This window comes from Marinobacter sp. (assembly GCF_039977835.1).
Taxonomy (GTDB): domain Bacteria; phylum Pseudomonadota; class Gammaproteobacteria; order Pseudomonadales; family Oleiphilaceae; genus Marinobacter.
Genome location: NZ_JBDWCL010000072.1, coordinates 371,205 through 389,696, shown reverse-complemented (window position 1 = coordinate 389,696; position 18,492 = coordinate 371,205). Strand labels below are relative to the sequence as shown.

The following is an 18,492-nucleotide window of genomic DNA, read 5'->3' as shown; positions in this document are numbered from 1 at the left end:
GGTTTCGGGGATTCGAGGTAGTTGGTCTTGGCAAGATTTCGTGCTCATAAAAAAAGCGCCATACTGTCTGGATATCCAGTAGTATAGCGCTTCTTTTGGCCTTGTCAGCCCTGCCAGCCACACTTAAGGCGAATGGCTTGGCATGCGCGGGGTTTTTTTGTGGGTGGCGCTTTTAGAGTGGACCGCTTTTGTCGGATTACTGTTCAGTCCTTGTGCAGCTCATTCGCCGCATAAAGCGTATTCTGCAGCAGTGTGGCAATCGTCATCGGCCCAACACCACCAGGAACCGGTGTAATATAGGCCGCCCGCTCTGAGGCAGCTGCGAAATCCACATCCCCGCGCAGTTTGCCATCTTCCATCCGGTTGATGCCGACATCAATCACGGTTGCTCCGGGTTTGACCCACTCGCCTTTGATCAGCCCCGGCTTGCCAACAGCCGCAATCAGTATGTCGGCTTCACTGACAAACCTCTCCAGGTCGTCGGTAAACCTGTGGCACACGGTAACGGTAGCGCCCTTGAGCAGCAGCTCCATGGTCATGGGCCGGCCAACGATGTTGGAGGCGCCCACGATAACGGCGTGCTGGCCCTTGTACGGGGTGCCAATGCTATCCAGCAGGGTGATGACGCCGGCGGGCGTGCAGGGCCTCAGGGCCGGTTTGCGCTGCACCAGCCGGCCAATATTGTAAGGGTGGAAACCGTCCACATCCTTGTCGGGGCGGATCTTCAGCAGGATGGGATCGGCATCCATGTGGGCCGGCAGCGGGAGTTGTACCAGTATGCCGTCCACATCAGAGTTTTCATTGAGTTCGTCAATGAGCGCTTCCAGTGCCTCCTGCGAGGTGTCTTCCGGCAGATCGTAGGAGAGCGACATGATGCCCGCCTCGTCACAGGCCTTGCGCTTGTTGCCTACATAAACGTGCGAGGCCGGGTCATTGCCTACCAGCACCACGGCCAGCCCCGGAGCGCGAAGCCCCTGCTGTTTCCGGGCCTCGGTTCCTGCCGCTACCTGCTGGCGAACCGTGGCGGCGATTTCTTTTCCATTAATCAGTTTGGCGCTCATGTCTTTGTCTTGTCGGTTGTGCGAAAATAAAGGCGTCGCATTGTCTCATGCTTGGGCCCTGCCGCCAATCGGTGAGGAAAAAGCCCAAATGCGTGTTGACGGGCCGGCCCGGCGCCGGTAATATGCGCGCCAACTTTGCTGAGGTATCTGTTGTTCAGTTCAGACGGGGTATAGCGCAGTCTGGTAGCGCGCCTGCTTTGGGAGCAGGATGTCGGGAGTTCGAATCTCTCTACCCCGACCACTTTCTGGTTCACCCGGAGGGTATTGGACACTCAGGTGGGCGAACGGTCATGCGCCCGTAGCTCAGCTGGATAGAGCATCGGCCTTCTAAGCCGGTGGTCGCAGGTTCGAGTCCTGCCGGGCGCGCCATACCGCAGACGGTCTGAACCGTCCCGGAGACACCGAATCAGCAAAGTTAGTGTGGAATACCTGTTGGGGTTGTCCCGGCGGTAGTCTGGATGTGGTGGACGTAGCTCAGTTGGTAGAGCTCAGGATTGTGACTCCTGCGGTCGAGGGTTCGATCCCCTTCGTCCACCCCAATTTCTCCTCAGTGATTCCTGGTTTATTTCCGCAGTTGCTGAATTCTGTCCTTGCCTTGCAGGAGAGGGTTCGCAAATAGTGTGCGAGAGTGGCGGAACTGGTAGACGCGCTGGATTTAGGTGTGCGCCGATGAGGCGTTCTCGACGATGGAGGCACTGGCCTCCCCTACTGCGGTAACGTAGGTAAAGCAACGGCTAACCCAACGCCGAAAGGTTGAGGGGACAAAAGCCTGCCGCTAAAGCACAACACGGGACAAGACTCGATGCTCCTTGGACGTTGTGCGAGCTAAGACATGTATGGTGAAGACTAAACTGTTTGAATCCCAGTCACGTGGGGATACCAGGCCCATCCGGTTCACGAGTCAACAAAACCGGACTCCCTGTGAATCAGAAGGTAGGACCTAAGCCATCTGATTACCGCTCACGGGGCACACTCCCAATGAGGAGAAAGTGACGAACGGGGCACCTAAGCATGTACTTCGTCGGAAACGTAACTTCGGGATGGCCTAAGTCGGGAAACCGATATGGCTACGGAGCCCTCATAGTAGTGTATTACACGAAGGGGGGCAGGAGGCCAGTACACAGATCAGGGAGGTGTGAGTCGGATGACTTCAAAAGCATTTCACAGACTGTGTACGCTTCAGAGATTGAACACTGATAACCAGTGGATCAATCGAGACCTGTACAGACTATTGTATAGGCCTGAGCTGTACGTAATGGCGTACGAACGAAGCAAGTCAAATCCGGGCAATATGACCGCAGGGACTGACGGCCAGAACCTAGATGGGATGTCGATGACGCAAATTGCGGCCATCATCGAAGAGCTAAAGGATGAGAGCTATCAGCCTCAACCCGCTCGGCGAGTATACATTCCCAAGGCCAATGGCAAGATGAGACCTCTGGGCATACCAACGGTCAAAGACAAGTTAGTTCAAGAAGTCGTACGTACCATCCTTGAGTGCATATATGACTCCCCGGAAGGGGCAACGTTCTCCGAGCACAGTCATGGGTTCAGAGAAAGTCGGAGTACGCACTCAGCCTTGGAAGAGGTTTGTAAGCATTGGAACGGCACAAAGTGGCTGGTCGAAGGAGACATCAAAAGCTTCTTCGATGAAATTGACCATGAAGTGCTCATTACTCTGTTGAAGAAGAGGGTTAGGGACGACAGGTTCCTCAACTTAATTCGCAAGTTTCTGAAAGCTGGGTATATCGAAGATGACCGTCTAATTTCGACGGTGAAAGGAACGCCGCAAGGTGGTGTTATCAGTCCGGTGCTGGCGAATATCTACCTCCACGAGTTTGATCAGTGGGTGACGGATTTAGCCGAAAAGCACACAAAGGGAAAGAAACGCCGTCCTAACAAGGAATACCGATCACTGGTACGAAAGAGGTCTTACATCCTCGACAAGTGCGCAGGCCGCCCGAGTAAAGAGCAGGCGGCAAGGCTCAAGGAACTGGAAGAGCAATTGCTGGTCACACCGTCGGTAGATACTGCCGATCCTGATTTTATCAGAGTACGGTATGTCAGGTATGCGGATGACTGGCTCATTGGGGTCACCGGCCCCAAGGCTCTAGCTGAAGCAATCAAAGTGGATGCAGCAAAGTACTTTAGGGAAAGCCTGAAGCTCGAATTGAGCTTTGAGAAGACCAAGATCACACACTGCTCAAAAAAGGCAGCGTTTCTTGGATTCCGGGTCGGGACTCCCGTTTACGGAGGGATTCGTAGAGTAAAACTCAAGCAGGAAGGGTCTGAGCACTATCATATGCGCAGATCGTCCAACGCGAGCCAGCTCAAAGTCTGGGCTCCTCAAGGAGACCTGCTGAAGAAGCTGTTAGGCGAGCGGTTTATCAAGTTCAAGAATGATGAACCCTTTGCGATTGCCAAGCGCAGCTATGTGCACCTAGACCCAGATGACATTGTGCAGCGGTACAATGCTATCAAGCGAGGATTGGTGAATTATTACAGGCCCGTGGTGAATATCAGCGTGCTTCAGTTCATTGATTACTTGCTCAGGCTGTCTCTGGCCAAAACCCTGGCACAGAAATACAGAACCTCGATGAAGGAACAGTTTCGGAAGAGGGGACGCAGTCTCAAGGTCAGAAAGGAGCACAACGGGCAGATCAAAGTGGTGCAGTACTGGGAGTGCAAACTAGGGATGGAGCCTATGGCGTTCACTGTGAACCCAAGGAACCCTCACGAGTTGTACAAAAGGTACAGCAAATCCACTCGGTCAAAGCTGGGTATGAGCTGCTGCATCTGCGGCAGTGATGAAAATATCCACATGCATCATTTGCGGCATCTGCGCAAAGGGAGCAAGACCGTAGTCAAAGGCTTCAACCGCGTGATGGCACAGATTAATCGGAAACAAATCCCGGTCTGTCAGCCGTGCCATGTAAATATCCACGCGGGGCGCTATGATGGCATGCGTCTCCAAGAGATGCATTATGATCCGTCTTATGTATAATGTCGGGTCGCTGTCGAGGGTGAATAGCCCTCTGCTATAGAAGCGGGGGTGGTGAAATGGTAGACACGTCGGCTTTAGGTGCCGATGCCGAAAGGTGTGAGGGTTCGAGTCCCTCCCCCCGCACCAAACCACCTCCTACAGACTCGCCGAAGGGCCTCTGGAGAGCTGTATGCGGTGAAAGTCGCACGTACAGTTCGGTGGGAACTCGCTGTGTCCTTACCACATTGTGGATGGCATGGTTAGTGACCCAACTCCAGTGGGGCAACCCGTGAGAGTTCGAGTCTCTCCTCTCGCACCATTCTTATCTGATTTCTTTCCTTGAAGTGTCTGTGACCTGGTCCCACAAAAGAGCCTGTACCGGGTGATTCTCTCGGCATGGCAAACCGTGATAAACTACCCGCTTTTAAATTTGCGTCCTTTTCCGGGAATTCGCCCTGAATCGGATTTTTGGTTTTATTTTCATTCACATACCGAACCTGTAATTTGAGGATCTTCCATGCAAGTGTCTGTTGAAACGACCTCCAACATCGAACGTCGGATGACGATTGGTGTGCCCGCCCAGGAAATTGACCAGGCGGTCCAGAAACGCCTGCAGGAAACCGCACGCACAGTAAAAATGAACGGTTTCCGTCCGGGCAAGGTGCCCATGAGTGTGGTGAAGCGTCGTTTCGGTGACAGCGTCCGCCAGGAAATCGTGGGCGAAGTCATGCGTGACAACTACATCAAGGCGCTTCAGGAGCAGGATATCAACCCGGCGGGCTGGCCCAAGTTCGAGCCGAAGACCATGGAAGAGGGCAAAGACCTCGAGTTTGTGGCGATCTTTGAAGTACTGCCGGAAGTGGAGTTGGGCGATTTCAGCAAGGTCTCTGTTGAAAAGCCGAAGGCCGAGATTACCGACAAAGACATCGACACCATGATCGACAATCTGCGTCGCCAGCAGGCCACGATGAAATCCGTCAAGCGCAAGTCCAAGAACAAGGACGTGGTGCTGATTGATTTCAAAGGGTTCGTTGATGGTGAAGAGTTCGAGGGCGGTGCTGCCGAGAACCACAAGCTGACCCTTGGTTCTGGCCAGATGATTCCCGGGTTTGAGAAAGGCATCGTCGGTGGTAAAGCCGGTGAAGAACTGGAAATTGAGGTAACCTTCCCCGAGGATTATCAGAACGAAGAACTCGCGGGCAAGCCGGCGAAGTTCGAAATCAAGATTCACGAGGTTCAGGAGCCGCAGTTGCCTGAACTGGATACCGAGTTCTTCAAGAAATTCGGTATCGACGCGGAAGACGAAGCGGCGTTCCGTGAAGAAGTTCAGAAGAACATGGAACGTGAGCTCAAGCAGGCTGTCTCCAACAAGGTCAAGAATGACGTTGTCGAAGGGCTTCTGGAAAGCACGGATCTTGAAGTGCCTACAGCCCTGGTTGACCAGGAAATTGACCGTTTGCGCCAGGACGCGGTACAGCGTTTCGGTGGCCAGGTTGACTTCCAGCAGCTGCCCAAGGAAATTTTTGAGGAACAGGCTCGCCGTCGCGTGAAAACCGGCCTGCTGTTCCAGGAAGTTGTCAAACAGAATGACCTGAAAGCGGATCCTGCTAAAGTGGATGAAAAGATCCAGGAAATTGCGTCGACGTATGAACAACCAGAAGAGGTTGTCGCACATTTCAATAGCAACCCTGAGCAGAAGCAGCAGATCGAGTCATCTGTTCTTGAAGATGCAGTGGTTGATCTGGTTCTGGATAGGGCCCAGGTCAAGGAAAAGAAGCTCAAGTACGAAGAAGCCATCCAGGCCGGTCAGCAGCAACAAGGCTAGAAAGCACGGGGGCTTTGACGGTCCCCGGTACGCCTGACAGGGAAAACAGCCGGCACGTCCGGCTGTTTTCATCTTGGCCCGCTGCTGGCAGAGTAGGTACAGAGCAGTACGAGGCTTAGCGATATATAAAGCGGTGGCAAACGAACGCCATTTCATTGTCCAGAAGGAGTTCACGCGCATCATGACGCAGAAACCAATTGATGGTCCCGCAATGGTTACCAATTCCGGCCTGGTGCCAATCGTTATCGAGCAGACCGCACGAGGCGAACGTTCTTTTGATATATTTTCCCGTCTGCTCAAGGAACGGGTAATCTTTCTGGTAGGCCCGGTTGAGGATCACATGGCCAACCTGATTGTGGCCCAATTGCTGTTCCTCGAGTCAGAGAATCCTGACAAGGATATCCACCTGTACATCAACAGCCCGGGTGGTTCCGTCACCGCGGGTATGTCCATCTACGACACCATGCAGTTTATCAAACCGGACGTGGCTACCCTGTGTGTAGGCCAGGCGGCCAGCATGGGCGCGTTTCTGCTGGCGGGCGGTGCTGAAGGTAAGCGGGCCTGTCTGCCGAATTCCCGTGTGATGATCCATCAGCCACTGGGTGGTTACCAGGGCCAGGCGACGGATATCGAGATCCACACACGCGAGATTCTGAAGATCCGTCACACACTGAATTCCATCCTTGCTCACCATACCGGGCAGAAGCTGGAGACCATTGCCAAGGACACGGACCGCGATAATTTTATGGATCCGCAGCAGGCGAAGGACTATGGCCTGATCGATTCTATACTTGATAAGCGTGTACCGAATAAATAATACTGATGGTAATCGCAACATTCCCTGCCGGCGTATTCAGGTAATAACGCCGGTAAACCAAGCTCAGAGGTATTTCAATGGCAGATGAAAGAAACGGCAGAGGCGACGATAACGGCAAGTTGCTGTACTGCTCGTTTTGTGGAAAGAGCCAGCATGAAGTCCGTAAGCTCATAGCAGGGCCCTCGGTGTTCATCTGCGACGAGTGCGTTGACCTGTGCAACGACATTATCCGGGAAGAAATCCAGGAGAATGCGCAGGAAGAAGCAAGCGATCGTCTTCCGACACCCGCCGAAATCCGCGACACGCTGAACGAGTATGTCATCGGCCAGGACCGTGCCAAAGTAGTGCTTTCCGTGGCCGTTTATAACCACTATAAACGTTTGCGCTACGGTGAAGGCAAGGCCGAAGTAGAGCTTGGCAAGAGCAATATCCTGCTGATCGGTCCTACCGGTAGCGGCAAGACACTGCTCGCTGAAACACTGGCGCGAATGCTCAACGTTCCCTTTACCATTGCTGACGCAACCACGCTGACCGAAGCGGGCTATGTGGGCGAGGATGTTGAGAACATCATCCAGAAGCTTCTGCAGAAATGCGATTACGATGTGGACAAGGCCCAGCGCGGCATTGTCTACATTGACGAGATTGACAAGATATCCCGCAAGTCCGACAACCCGTCAATTACCCGGGATGTATCCGGGGAAGGTGTCCAGCAGGCCCTGCTCAAGCTGATTGAAGGCACGGTGGCTTCGGTACCACCCCAGGGTGGCCGCAAGCATCCGCAGCAGGAATTCCTGCAGGTAGACACGGGCAACATGCTGTTCATCTGTGGCGGTGCCTTCGCCGGCCTGGACAAGGTGATTCAGGAGCGTTCCGAGCGCAGCAGTATCGGCTTCTCGGCTACGGTCAAAAGCCCGGATGACACCAAGAACACCGGTGACATCATCAAGGACGTGGAAACGGAAGATCTGGTCAAGTACGGCCTTATCCCTGAATTCGTGGGCCGCCTGCCGGTCGTTGCGACGCTGACGGAACTGGACGAGGAAGCACTTGTCCAGATCCTGACAGAGCCGAAAAACGCCCTAACCAAGCAGTACCAGAAACTGTTCGATATGGAAGGCGTTGAACTGGACTTCCGTGAGGATGCCCTGCGCGCTGTGGCCCGCAAGGCAATGGCGCGTAAAACTGGCGCCCGGGGTTTGCGCTCCATCATGGAGGCAACGCTGCTGGATACGATGTATCAGATTCCATCCGAGCATGACGTTTCCAAGGTGGTCATTGACGAGAGCGTGATCAGCGGTCAGTCCGAGCCGTTCAAGATCTATGACAGCAGCGACCACGCCAAGGCGGTTCCGGAGGACTGAACCTCTGGGCTGTTAGAGTGAAAAAGGGCGGCGACGCCCTTTTTTTATGCCCTGAGTACAAGGCACAAACCCGCATCCGGACTGTAAAAAGATTGCAATTTTTGCTGTCGCCCCAATGAAGGGTGATATGCTGAACCAAACATCGTCAGAGGATTTTCTATGACCCTGATACCTGAAGAATCTGTGCAAGAATACCCGTTGTTGCCGCTCAGAGACGTGGTGGTGTTCCCGCACATGGTGGTGCCGCTGTTTGTGGGCCGTGACAAGTCCATACAGGCGTTGGAAGCGGCCATGGAGGGCAACAAGGAAATCCTGCTGGTAGCCCAGAGAGATGCTTCCACAGACGAGCCGGGCCCCGATGACGTATTTGCCATGGGCACCGTAGCGACCGTATTGCAAATGCTGCGGCTGCCGGATGGAACCGTCAAGGTTCTGGTGGAGGGCAATGCCCGCGCAACCATTACCGGCATTGGCGATGGTGAATACCTGGCCGGCAAGGCCATGTTGATGGATGAAGACTCCCTGCCGGCACGGGAAGAGGAAGTGCTTGTCAAAACCCTGATGGACGAGTTCGAGAAGTACGTCAAACTGTCCAGGAAGGTGCCTTCGGAAGTCTCCAATGCACTTACCGGTATCACTGAACTTGAGCGTCTCGCCGATACCATGGCGGCTCATCTTGAACTGAAAATTCCCGAGAAACAGGAATTACTGGAAGCACTTGAGATTCGCCAGCGGGTGGATCTGCTGCTGGGGAAGCTTGACGGTGAGATTGACCTGATTGAGGTAGAAAAGCGCATTCGCGGCCGCGTCAAGAAACAGATGGAGCGCAGCCAGCGAGAGTACTACCTCAACGAGCAGATGAAAGCCATACAGAAGGAAATGGGAAGCCTGGGCGAGGGCAATAACGATTTCGAAGAGCTTGAGCAGAAGCTGGAAGAAGCCGGTCTGCCGGAAGAGGCTCGCAAGAAGACCGAGGCGGAGCTTAACAAGCTCAAGATGATGTCCCCCATGTCGGCCGAGGCAACGGTGGTGCGTGGCTACATTGACTGGATGCTGGCCATTCCCTGGAAGAAGCGCAGCCGTGTTCGCCACGACATCGAGAAGGCCCGTGAAATTCTGGACGAAGATCATTACGGTCTTGATGAGGTCAAGAAGCGTATTCTTGAGTATCTGGCAGTCCAGAGTCGGGTTAAAAAGGTAAAAGGTCCTGTCCTGTGCCTGGTAGGCCCGCCTGGTGTGGGTAAAACCTCGCTCGGACAGTCCATCGCCCGCGCAACCAACCGCAAGTACACCCGCATGGCTCTGGGCGGCGTACGTGATGAGGCGGAAATTCGCGGCCACCGCAAAACCTACATCGGGGCACTGCCCGGTAAACTGTTGCAGAAGCTATCGAAAGTAGGTGTGAAAAACCCGCTGTTCCTGTTCGATGAAATCGACAAAATGGGTATGGACCACCGTGGTGACCCCGCATCAGCTCTTCTGGAGGTGCTGGATCCGGAACAGAACCACACCTTTAACGACCATTACCTGGAGGTAGACTACGATCTCTCGGACGTGATGTTCGTGTGCACATCGAACTCCATGGACATTCCGCCGGCGCTGCTGGATCGCATGGAAATTATCCGCATTCCCGGATATACCGAGGACGAGAAGGTCAATATCGCGCTTAAGTATCTGCTGCCAAAGCAGATCAAAGCCAATGGTCTGCGCAAGAACGAGCTGGAAATCCCTCAGGAAACCCTTCGTGACCTGATTCGCTACTATACCCGTGAGGCGGGCGTACGTGGCCTGGAGCGGGAGATTGCCAAACTTTGCCGTAAGGTGGTACGTGATCACGTAGAGAGTGGTGAGAAGGCGTCTGTGACCCTCACGCCGGAGATGCTCGAGGATTACTCGGGTGTGAAGAAGTTCAAGTACGGTCTGGCCGAGGAGAAGAACCAGATCGGGCAGGTAACCGGTCTGGCCTGGACTCAGGTCGGTGGCGAACTGCTGACTCTGGAGTGCGCACTGACGAAGGGCAAGGGCAGGGTTATCAAGACCGGCTCCCTGGGTGATGTCATGCAGGAGTCCATTCAGGCCGCATTGACGGTGGTCAGAAGCCGTGCACTCGGCCTGGGTATCAGTGACGATTTCCACGAAAAGCACGATCTACACGTCCACGTTCCGGAAGGTGCAACGCCAAAAGATGGTCCCAGCGCCGGTGTGGGCATGTGCACGGCACTGGTTTCTGCATTAACCCAGATTCCGGTTCGGGCAGACGTGGCCATGACGGGTGAGATCACTCTCAGGGGGCGGGTGCTGCCCATTGGGGGGCTCAAGGAAAAACTGTTGGCGGCCCATCGCGGTGGCATAAAGACCGTGATCATTCCGGATGAAAATGTCCGTGATCTCAAAGAGATACCTGACAATATCAAGGAATCACTGGAGATCCGTCCGGTCAAGTGGATTGATGAAGTTCTGGATATTGCACTGGCTTATCCACCCGAGCCACTCACCGACGATTCGTCTTCGGAAAAGGGCACCGGTACCCCCCGGGACGATGACGGCGAAGCGGCAGAGCGCATAAATACACATTAAACCCGTGCAGTGTTGTTGACATGCGAGAGAGCCCATTGGTATAACTGTTTCGCCGTGAAGCAGCCAATATCAAGGGCTCCCGCGCAGTTAATGCCTATTCCGAACACCGGTTAGTAGCCGAAAGGAATAAAAATAGTGAAGAATGGAATTCTCTGACCGCTTATGCGATAGTCGGGAACGTCCAGGAAACAACAAACCAACCTATAACATCTTCAACCTGAAATCGAAGGGGTTTAGTGTGAACAAGTCCGAACTGATCGATGCAATTGCAGAATCCGCAGATATCTCCAAAGCCGCCGCTGGCCGTGCTCTGGATGCCATGACCACTTCCATTACCGGCGCCCTGAAAAAAGGCGATCAGGTAACACTGATTGGTTTTGGTACTTTCTCCGTTAAAGAGCGTGCCGCACGTACTGGCCGTAACCCGCAAACTGGTGCCGAGATCAAGATCCCGGCCTCCAAAGTGCCTGGGTTCAAGGCAGGCAAGGCCCTGAAAGACGCCGTTAAATAACGGCAGCTTTCATTTGGCAGCACCCGGAACGGCGGGGGTTGCCGGAGCGGTTGGCCCGGTGGCAATACCGCAGTCAGCCAGCTCTGATGAATTCAAGGCGCATTCCTGAATGAATGCGCCTTTTTACGTTAAGAGACCCTTACAGACATTGATCAGGGATCCGGGAGAAACATGCTTCAAGATATTCGGGAAAATGCCCAGGGCACCATTGCCAAAATCATTATTGGCCTTCTGATTGTTTCACTTTCAATCTGGGGAATGGACGCGATTGTCGGCGGCTTCTCCGGCGAGCCCGAGGTTGCTGCGGTCAACGGTGATGATATTACCGAGCGGGAGTTTCTGCGTGTCGTTCAGATAGAAAGCCAGCGACGTCTGTCGCAAATGGATAATCCGGATCCCTCCCTGCTGGATGAAGACCAGGTCCGCCAGGATGTGCTGGAGGCTCTGATCCAGGAAAAGGTCATGACCCAGGACGCCGAGAATCAGGGCCTGGAATTGTCGGATCAGGACATCGACTCACTGATTACCCAGATGCCCCAGTTTCAGGTTGACGGTACGTTCAACCGCGACCGGTTTGTAGCGACGGTCAGAAATATGGGCATGGGCGTGGGCGAATTCCGGGAAACCATGCGAAAGCAGTACGTCGTGAACCAGATTCGCGCGGGCATCGCCCAGAGCGGCATCGCGGCCCGGGAAAACGTAGGGCAGCTGCTACGTATCCAGAACCAGACGCGCGATTTCCGGGTGGTGACTCTCTCTGAAGACGCTGTAAGCGGTCAGGTTGAGGTCACGGAGGCCGAGATCGAAGCCTATTACCAGGACAACCCGGAGGCGTTCCAGCAGCCTGAAAGAGTCGATGCCCGTTACATTGCGCTGTCCCAGGAAGCGCTCGCTGAAACAGTCGAAGTGAGTGATGAGGAACTTCGCGAATATTATCAGGAGCGTTCATCAGATCTGGCCAGGGAAGAGCGACGCGCCGCCCACATCCTGATTGAGGATGGTGAAGACGCAGAAGAGACCATGTCGACCATTCAGGAGCGACTGGCTGGGGGAGAAGATTTTGCCGAATTGGCGAAAGAGTATTCCATTGATACCGTTTCGGCCGAAGAGGGTGGCGACCTGGGTTTTGCCGGTCGAGGCGTTTACGACGAAGCGTTCGAGGAAACCCTGTTCGAGCTTGAGGAAGGCGAAGTCTCGGAGCCGGTTTCAACCAGTTTCGGTATCCACCTGATCAAGTTACTGGATGTACAGAAGTCTGAAGTGCCTCCATTGGAAGAGCTGGAAGGTGAGCTCCGCAGAGAGCTTGCCCGCAGCCAATCCGAAGGACGTTTTGCCGAGGTTCGCACTGAACTTGCCGATCTGGCTTATGCCGCTGACGACCTGGAAGGCCCGGCACAGGAACTTGGTCTGGAAGTGCGGGAGAAAGACAACATTACCCGTGAAGGTGGCGAGGCACCGTTTGATCATGAGGGGCTTGTTCGTCAGCTGTTCTCCGAGGATGTATTGAAAGACGGCTTCAATACAGAACTGATTGATGTGGGTGATAATACGTCTGTGGTGGCCAGAGTGGCCCAGTACCATGAGGCGCAGCAGCAACCCCTGGATGAAGTGTCGGAAGAGATCCGCGCGGCATTGACGCGCGAGAAGACCCGCGAAGCCCTGAACCAACGCGCCGAAACCATTATCACGGAGCTGGAGTCCGGCAAGGAGCTTGAGGAAATTGGCGTTGGGGAGTGGCAGTCCTACGACGATCAGCCGCGCAACAACCCCGCACTGGGCCAGGCCGTCATGGCCGGTGTGTTTTCTCTCCAGCGCCCCGAGGGTGGCGAGGACGTCTATGGCTCGGTAATGTCCGGTAATGGCGTGGCTATTATTGCACTTGAGAGCGTCAATGAAGGGGATGTCAACCGTGATGGGGATGAGTTCGGCCAGCTCCGTAACTTCCTGGCGTCCCTGGAAGGGCAGCGAGAGTATCAGGCCTACCAGCAGTACCTCCGTGAGAATGCGGAAGTGGAGCGCCAGTAAATAAAAAGGCACCCGCTCAGGGGTGCCTTGGTGTTCACGTTGAATCAGGCCCGGGGCTATGTCCCCGGCCTTTCAGTTTGCCTCTTTAATATAGATTTCCGGTGTCTCACCACGAACGTCAAAGTAAAACCCATAGGTGGCGGTCTCCGGCGGAGTGAAGCGGAAGTTCTCGAACACAGCGGAGCAGTTGGCTTTCACCGGTTTATTCAGTTCCACGTCTTTATCTTCTTCCGAGAGATAGCCGCAGTTGGTGCCAGACGACCAGTTGGCATCGCCGAATTTGAATTCATAAGGCTGGCCGTCAGCCTTGAGCTCGACTTCCGTGCGATACAGGCCGTTCTCCACCTGCTTTACCTTGTATTCCGGCAGTGCATCCCACCAGGCAAACTGACCCCGCAGGTACAGTGAGTCGCTATAATCCCTGCCACCCGATGTGGCGCAACCGGCGGTGAGGGCCATTATGGAGGCCATTGCCAGTGTTGTGAGTTTCTTGTTCATGGTTTTCTCCTTTGTGGTCGCAGTAGCGCGACTATCTGCTGAACACAGCAACGGACAGCCCGGGTACCGTGAAGGTACCGTTCACTGCAGCTGCGCTCTGGGTTGGTGAGGTATCAGCCATGACGGTGAAGGTGTCACTCAGGCCGGTGTCCAGGGATCGCGCCGAGCCGGCGCTGTTGATGACCACCACGATCTGGTCGACATCGCTGTCCAGGTCAGCCAGCCCATTGTCCGGTCCATCATCCAGGCTGAAGAGAATCACGCCCGGTAGCTGATCCGCCCCCGTGTTGTGGAAGTTAAGCCGTTGGTTGATGGCTTCGCCTGTTGGTAGCCGGAAGAGCTCGCTTTCGCTGCGAACCGCCAGCAGTTTTTCGACCTGTTCACGGGTGTAGCTGATTTCGCTGGCCCCAGGGCCGGTTTCAAACTGGCCGATGATTTCGGTAATCAGGTCCCAGTTGGCGCCATCCTTGTCCTGCCGGGGCAGACCACGGTTCCAGGCGGTTTCCTGATAGCTGAAGTCCACTTCGTTGAACCAGTCTCCGGAGTCGTAGCTGTCCCGCTCCATGGACTTGGAACGCAGCAGTTCTGAACCCATGTGGATGAAAGGAATGCCCTGACTGAGGATCGGGAGCGAAAGACCAACCACCTGCATCTGCGCCCGTTCCTGGCGTGTGGTGGCAAAATCCGCCTTGTACTGGTTGTTATCCCAGAGCGTCTGGTTGTCGTGTTTGGAGACGTAGTTGACGATTTCCTGGGGATCGCTGGTGTAACCGGCGTTCTGGCCGTTGTAGTCGATCTCCGCGCCGGTCCTGGTGGTGCCATCGGCGGTGACGAGTGGGTAGTCGCTCAGGCTGCCGGCGATGCCGACGCGGATCCAGTCACTGACCTGCAGTAACCGGTTTTTCTCGGCGTCACTGCCGCTGTTGCGATCGTTGGGGATGCTGAACAGGCCGTTGCTGAAGCCCTGGTTAGCCCGTAGCGCGTCACCACCGTCGAAGGGCCCGCCGCCACGCACTGCGTCGCGCAGGCGATCGTTGAAGGAGCCAATGCCAGTGCCCGCCATATTCGGCTGGATGGCGTTGATACCCCTGGCATTATTGGCCACTTCGCCAAAGTTCCATGCCTCGCCGTAGAAATAGGTGTCCGGATCGACGGCGGTTACCGCCTCCAGCGCCTTTTCCATATTGGACAGCATGTGGTGGCCCATCAGATCGAAGCGGAATCCGGACACGCCGTACTCGCGGGTCCAGGTCACCAGCGAATCGATCATCAGCTTCTCCATCATCCGGTGTTCGGATGCAGTGTTCTCGCAGCAGCTGGACTGTTCCACCACCCCGGTTTCAGGGTTTTGACGGTGGTAATAGCCGGGCACCAGCTTGTCGAGCACCGACTTGTCGGCAAGTCCGGAAGCGTTGGTGTGGTTGTAGACCACATCCAGCACGACATTGAGGCCCATATCGGTGGCCGACTGCACCAGTTCACGGAACTCCAGTATCCGGGTGACACCGTTGGCGTCAGACGCGTAGCTGCCCTCCGGGACGGTGTAATGCACCGGGTCGTAGCCCCAGTTGAAGCTATCGAGGCCACGGAAGGTGCCATACAGCGCCTGGGCGTCGCCGGTTGTCGGGTCAAAGGATGCCAGTACCGTGCGGATGGTATCGCCGCTGCTGCAAAGATCCGCGTAGTTCGCTGCGGCTTCGTCAGACAGGTCGCACAGCTTGCTGAAGTCGTCGTCAATGTTGACGACGTTGGCCGGGTCTTCGTTAATCGTTGCGATATCGAAGGTCGGCAGCAGATGGAGATGCGTAATGCCGGCGTTGGCCAGGCTTTCGAGGTGGGTGACACCATCGCTGGCGGATTCCGTAAAGGCGGCGTACTTGCCCCGATTGGCAGCGGCAACGGTTTCGTCGGTAGCGCTGAAATCGCGGATATGGGTTTCATACACCACGACGTCCTCGGGTGCCTGCACTGCTGGAGGCGTCAGGCTGTCCCAGTTGGCCGGTTTGAGATCGCTGTCATCCAGGTTGACGACCTGCGCATACACGCCGTTCTCGGACAGGCTCAGGGCGTAAGGGTCCGACGTCATGGTGGTTTCGATGGCATCGGTACGCGGGTGGTAGACCGTCACTTCATACTGGTAAAACTTACGGTCGACATCGGCCGTGTTGCCGGTATGTCTCCAGACGCTGTTGTCTCGAGTCATGTCCACGGGGTAGCCATTCACCATGCTGCCATCGGCGTTGAATACGTGCAGGCGCAAGCTCTGAGCTGTTGGGGCCCAGACCGCAAACTCGGTATCGGCGCCGTTGACGGTAGCGCCCAGCGTGCCGTCGTAGGCATAGAGGTCGTCGAGTACGCCCGGGATCTGAAGGCGCGTGGCGGATATCAATTCATCATTGCCGTTGTAGGCGCCGGCAATCAGTTGTCCGCGCAAGGCGTCTGCCGTGGTTTGGTTGTCGGCCTCCACGGTGTAGGCGGGCCAGTCCGCCAGGTGAGGGAAGGCCTCTGCCAGCTCTGGCGACAGAGTGGTTGCGCTCAGCTCAATCGTGGTGCCGCCGTTCAGGGCCTTGTTGGCGTTATCCACGGTGATGCCGGCATTGGCGTCGTAGCGAAGTTCCACGCGGGTTGCTGTGGCGGTGTCCGCAAAGACCAGAGTGTTGGCATCCAGCCAGTGTGCTTTGGCGCCGTCGATGGCCAGTTCTTCGGCTTCGATCGGATCGGGCGAGAGCAATTGGCTGCCGCTGACGGTAAAGATCCGATTGCCCAGGGCGCCGAAGTGCCAGCGCTTGTCATCGCCTCCCAGGTCTTTCTCATCGCCCTTGTGCATGATGAAGTTCATGCAGTCGCCGCCTTCGCGCATGGGGATGATGTAGTAGGCACCGTAGGTGTCGTTCACGCCACTGGGTGGGCGGGGGCTGGCCCATTCCGTGGGGACGCCTTCCGCGAGCCCATCGCAACCGGCCGCTGCGTCATTCCACAGGTGAGGTCCCCAGCCATCATAGTCTCCGGCGGGGCGGTTATAGTAGAGGACGGCTTCGTTCTCTCCGGGTTCCAGCAGGGCGGTGGAGTCCCCGCCCCCGCTATCGCCGGAATCGGAAGGTGAGCTGTTGCTACCAGAGTTGCAGCCGACAAGGGCCAGGGACAGAGCTAGAGCCCAGCCGCCTGCAACCAGTTTATGGTCAGGCATGACAGATATCCTTTTTCCATTGTTTTTGTTTGATAAATACCTTGCGTGAAGGGGCGAACCTGCACGCAAACGTGGCAGTTTCATGGTTGCGCGATGACAGGCGACACACATCCTTCGGCAACCGACTTTTGCAGGCGTAGTCCGCGGGGCGTACGGGGAGTAGAAAGTAAAGGGAGAGCGCACAAAAAAGGTCGGCTGAAAAGCCGGCCCAAGGAGGTCCAACGAGAGTGTGTGGGGTTTAGAGCCTTACCACCAGGTTTCGATCTGGGCACCGATCTGGATGTCGCCATCGATGCCCTCACTGCGAGCGGCTTCCGCCTGATCGCCAAAGAACGCTGCGGCGTAGGCGCGGATCACCGGGCGTGCCCAGTAACCGGGACCGGCACTCCACTGCTGCGCAATGGCTACCTTCTGCAGATCGGTCTCTTCGTCGTTATAGGGCTGGTGCACGTCCTCGTAGCCAATTTCCAGAGCCGTGCTGGTCACGGAGTTCCAGTTGTAGATCGGGCGAGCAACAACGCTCAGGCGGGTGGGTTCTTCTTCATTGATCGGGCCGTAGGTTTCACCTTTGGAATACAGGGCGGAGTAGCCAAGCTCCCACGGGCCACCGAGTTTGATTACACCATGGTTCAGAACCCGCCAGCTCTTCTCAAGCGTACCGGGGTAGTAGGGCCCATTGAGGCTTGAATTGCCACCCTGGTTATTGAATGCTGCTTCGCCCAGTGAGTCGGTCGCATACTGCAGGACGAACTTGTTAAAGCCGCCCATAAAGCCCGTCGCAAGCTCAACGGTACCAAAGAAACCATCCTCGTCCATGATGTCGGCCGCTTCCTGCTCATCGGTCAGGTCGGCCATGCCATAGATGCCCGCCAGTGTCAGCGTACTTTCGCCAACCGGGAAGGCGTAGCGCAGGTCCAGCTTGTTGTTCTGAACGATGGTGTCGCTTTCCTGCTTGTCAAAGTTGATCCATGCAGCGGAGAACTGGCCAGCACCGGCCTGAATGTTTTCAACGCCGGCACCGTAGCCGGAGTTGTTAATATAGTACAGGTCCAGCTGGTGCACGTCGTGACGCTTGTAGTAGCGCTTGCCAGCCCAGAGCGTGGCGCCAGGCAGAGATTCGATGACGTTAGTGCCGGACACGTAAAGCTGACGCACCGCTACTTCGCCGCCGCTATAGGGGTTGCCGTTGTTGTGAGTGGTTTCCTCGCCGGCAAAATCGACGCCGTTGACATCGTCGGCGCCGTCAAATGCCTGGTAGTCGTTACCCTGGTTGATGGCTTCGTAGGAAACCATGGAATCGAAGCGGAACGTTTTACCGTCCTGGCTGAAGAGCTGGTCGCCAAAGGCCAGTTCAGCATAAGTGTCGCATTCGTCTGCAAGGCGTCCGACAAAGTGGCCGTTGGCACCGCTACCGAAACAGGTTTGTTCCCCGCCACTGCTGGTGTTGGTGGAAAGGCCTGAGCGGGCGTAACCGTGGAACTCAACGGCGATGGCGGGCGTAGCCATGATGGCAGCTGTGACCGCAGCCGCAAGCGGGAGTTTATTCGGGAAATAGCGCTTATTGTTCTGCATCATCTGTGTCCTGTGCTTTTTGTCTTTTTTGAATGTCAGGGAAGCGGAGTTCCGGGCATTCTGTCAGGGGACAGC

Annotated in this window: 11 protein-coding genes and 4 tRNA genes; 11 read left to right on the top strand and 4 right to left on the bottom strand. The window is 55.7% G+C overall.

The genetic code is table 11. The features are described 5' to 3' along the window. Positions 1 to 203: 203 nt before the first annotated feature. Positions 204 to 1,061 (bottom strand): bifunctional methylenetetrahydrofolate dehydrogenase/methenyltetrahydrofolate cyclohydrolase FolD, encoded by an 858-nt coding sequence (gene folD, locus ABJM11_RS22430; RefSeq protein ID WP_348295571.1) that lies wholly within the window; start codon positions 1,059 to 1,061, stop codon positions 204 to 206. Between the two features lie 164 nt (positions 1,062 to 1,225). Between folD and ABJM11_RS22425 the strand changes: the two genes are divergently transcribed. The 11 genes from ABJM11_RS22425 (at position 1,226) to ABJM11_RS22375 (ending at position 13,160) form a co-directional block, all read left to right on the top strand. Next, a tRNA-Pro gene (locus ABJM11_RS22425) sits at positions 1,226 to 1,302 on the top strand. A gap of 51 nt (positions 1,303 to 1,353) precedes the next feature. Then, positions 1,354 to 1,430: transfer RNA gene (locus ABJM11_RS22420), tRNA-Arg, on the top strand. Between the two features lie 94 nt (positions 1,431 to 1,524). Continuing rightward, positions 1,525 to 1,600 (top strand) — tRNA-His (locus tag ABJM11_RS22415). Positions 1,601 to 2,316: 716 nt separating this feature from the next. Continuing rightward, positions 2,317 to 4,065, top strand: coding sequence for a reverse transcriptase domain-containing protein (locus ABJM11_RS22410; protein ID WP_348295570.1), 1,749 nt, complete (start codon positions 2,317 to 2,319; stop codon positions 4,063 to 4,065). A gap of 42 nt (positions 4,066 to 4,107) precedes the next feature. Then, a tRNA-Leu gene (locus ABJM11_RS22405) sits at positions 4,108 to 4,191 on the top strand. 370 nt (positions 4,192 to 4,561) lie between these two features. Then, the gene (gene tig / locus ABJM11_RS22400) at positions 4,562 to 5,869 is read left to right on the top strand and encodes a trigger factor (RefSeq protein WP_348295569.1); all 1,308 of its coding nucleotides are present in this window, start codon (positions 4,562 to 4,564) and stop codon (positions 5,867 to 5,869) included. 181 nt (positions 5,870 to 6,050) lie between these two features. Beyond that, a complete protein-coding gene (clpP, locus tag ABJM11_RS22395; protein WP_027832428.1) occupies positions 6,051 to 6,686 on the top strand; it encodes an ATP-dependent Clp endopeptidase proteolytic subunit ClpP in 636 nt (211 codons plus the stop codon). A 77-nt stretch (positions 6,687 to 6,763) separates the two neighbouring features. After that, on the top strand, positions 6,764 to 8,047 hold the full coding sequence (gene clpX / locus ABJM11_RS22390; RefSeq protein WP_348295568.1) for an ATP-dependent Clp protease ATP-binding subunit ClpX: 1,284 nt from the start codon (positions 6,764 to 6,766) through the stop codon (positions 8,045 to 8,047). Positions 8,048 to 8,206: 159 nt separating this feature from the next. Then, positions 8,207 to 10,624 (top strand): endopeptidase La, encoded by a 2,418-nt coding sequence (gene lon, locus ABJM11_RS22385; RefSeq protein ID WP_348295567.1) that lies wholly within the window; start codon positions 8,207 to 8,209, stop codon positions 10,622 to 10,624. Between the two features lie 238 nt (positions 10,625 to 10,862). After that, complete coding sequence (locus ABJM11_RS22380) at positions 10,863 to 11,135, top strand: HU family DNA-binding protein (RefSeq protein ID WP_027832426.1); 273 nt, start codon at positions 10,863 to 10,865, stop codon at positions 11,133 to 11,135. Between the two features lie 171 nt (positions 11,136 to 11,306). Next, positions 11,307 to 13,160: a SurA N-terminal domain-containing protein gene (locus tag ABJM11_RS22375; protein ID WP_348295566.1), complete on the top strand. Its 1,854-nt coding sequence runs from the start codon at positions 11,307 to 11,309 to the stop codon at positions 13,158 to 13,160. 72 nt (positions 13,161 to 13,232) lie between these two features. Here the strand turns inward: ABJM11_RS22375 and ABJM11_RS22370 are convergent, their stop codons facing one another. From ABJM11_RS22370 to ABJM11_RS22360, 3 genes are all read right to left on the bottom strand, one after another. Continuing rightward, entirely contained in the window at positions 13,233 to 13,658 is a 426-nt protein-coding gene (locus ABJM11_RS22370; protein ID WP_348295565.1) for a hypothetical protein, read from the bottom strand. A gap of 31 nt (positions 13,659 to 13,689) precedes the next feature. Next, positions 13,690 to 16,845 carry a pullulanase-type alpha-1,6-glucosidase gene (gene pulA / locus ABJM11_RS22365; protein WP_348295564.1) on the bottom strand — a complete coding sequence of 1,052 codons (3,156 nt, stop codon included), beginning with the start codon at positions 16,843 to 16,845 and terminating at the stop codon, positions 13,690 to 13,692. Positions 16,846 to 17,091: 246 nt separating this feature from the next. Beyond that, positions 17,092 to 18,417 carry a carbohydrate porin gene (locus ABJM11_RS22360; RefSeq protein WP_348295563.1) on the bottom strand — a complete coding sequence of 442 codons (1,326 nt, stop codon included), beginning with the start codon at positions 18,415 to 18,417 and terminating at the stop codon, positions 17,092 to 17,094. Between the last annotated feature and the right edge of the window lie 75 nt (positions 18,418 to 18,492).

What these genes read in the sequence shown, in the direction of transcription:
- folD (WP_348295571.1), bottom strand. Translation starts at nt 1,061, where the DNA reads ATGAGCGCCAAACTGATTAATGGAAAAGAAATCGCCGCCACGGTTCGC.
- ABJM11_RS22410 (WP_348295570.1), top strand. Translation starts at nt 2,317, where the DNA reads ATGGCGTACGAACGAAGCAAGTCAAATCCGGGCAATATGACCGCAGGG.
- tig (WP_348295569.1), top strand. Translation starts at nt 4,562, where the DNA reads ATGCAAGTGTCTGTTGAAACGACCTCCAACATCGAACGTCGGATGACG.
- clpP (WP_027832428.1), top strand. Translation starts at nt 6,051, where the DNA reads ATGACGCAGAAACCAATTGATGGTCCCGCAATGGTTACCAATTCCGGC.
- clpX (WP_348295568.1), top strand. Translation starts at nt 6,764, where the DNA reads ATGGCAGATGAAAGAAACGGCAGAGGCGACGATAACGGCAAGTTGCTG.
- lon (WP_348295567.1), top strand. Translation starts at nt 8,207, where the DNA reads ATGACCCTGATACCTGAAGAATCTGTGCAAGAATACCCGTTGTTGCCG.
- ABJM11_RS22375 (WP_348295566.1), top strand. Translation starts at nt 11,307, where the DNA reads ATGCTTCAAGATATTCGGGAAAATGCCCAGGGCACCATTGCCAAAATC.
- ABJM11_RS22370 (WP_348295565.1), bottom strand. Translation starts at nt 13,658, where the DNA reads ATGAACAAGAAACTCACAACACTGGCAATGGCCTCCATAATGGCCCTC.
- pulA (WP_348295564.1), bottom strand. Translation starts at nt 16,845, where the DNA reads ATGCCTGACCATAAACTGGTTGCAGGCGGCTGGGCTCTAGCTCTGTCC.
- ABJM11_RS22360 (WP_348295563.1), bottom strand. Translation starts at nt 18,417, where the DNA reads ATGCAGAACAATAAGCGCTATTTCCCGAATAAACTCCCGCTTGCGGCT.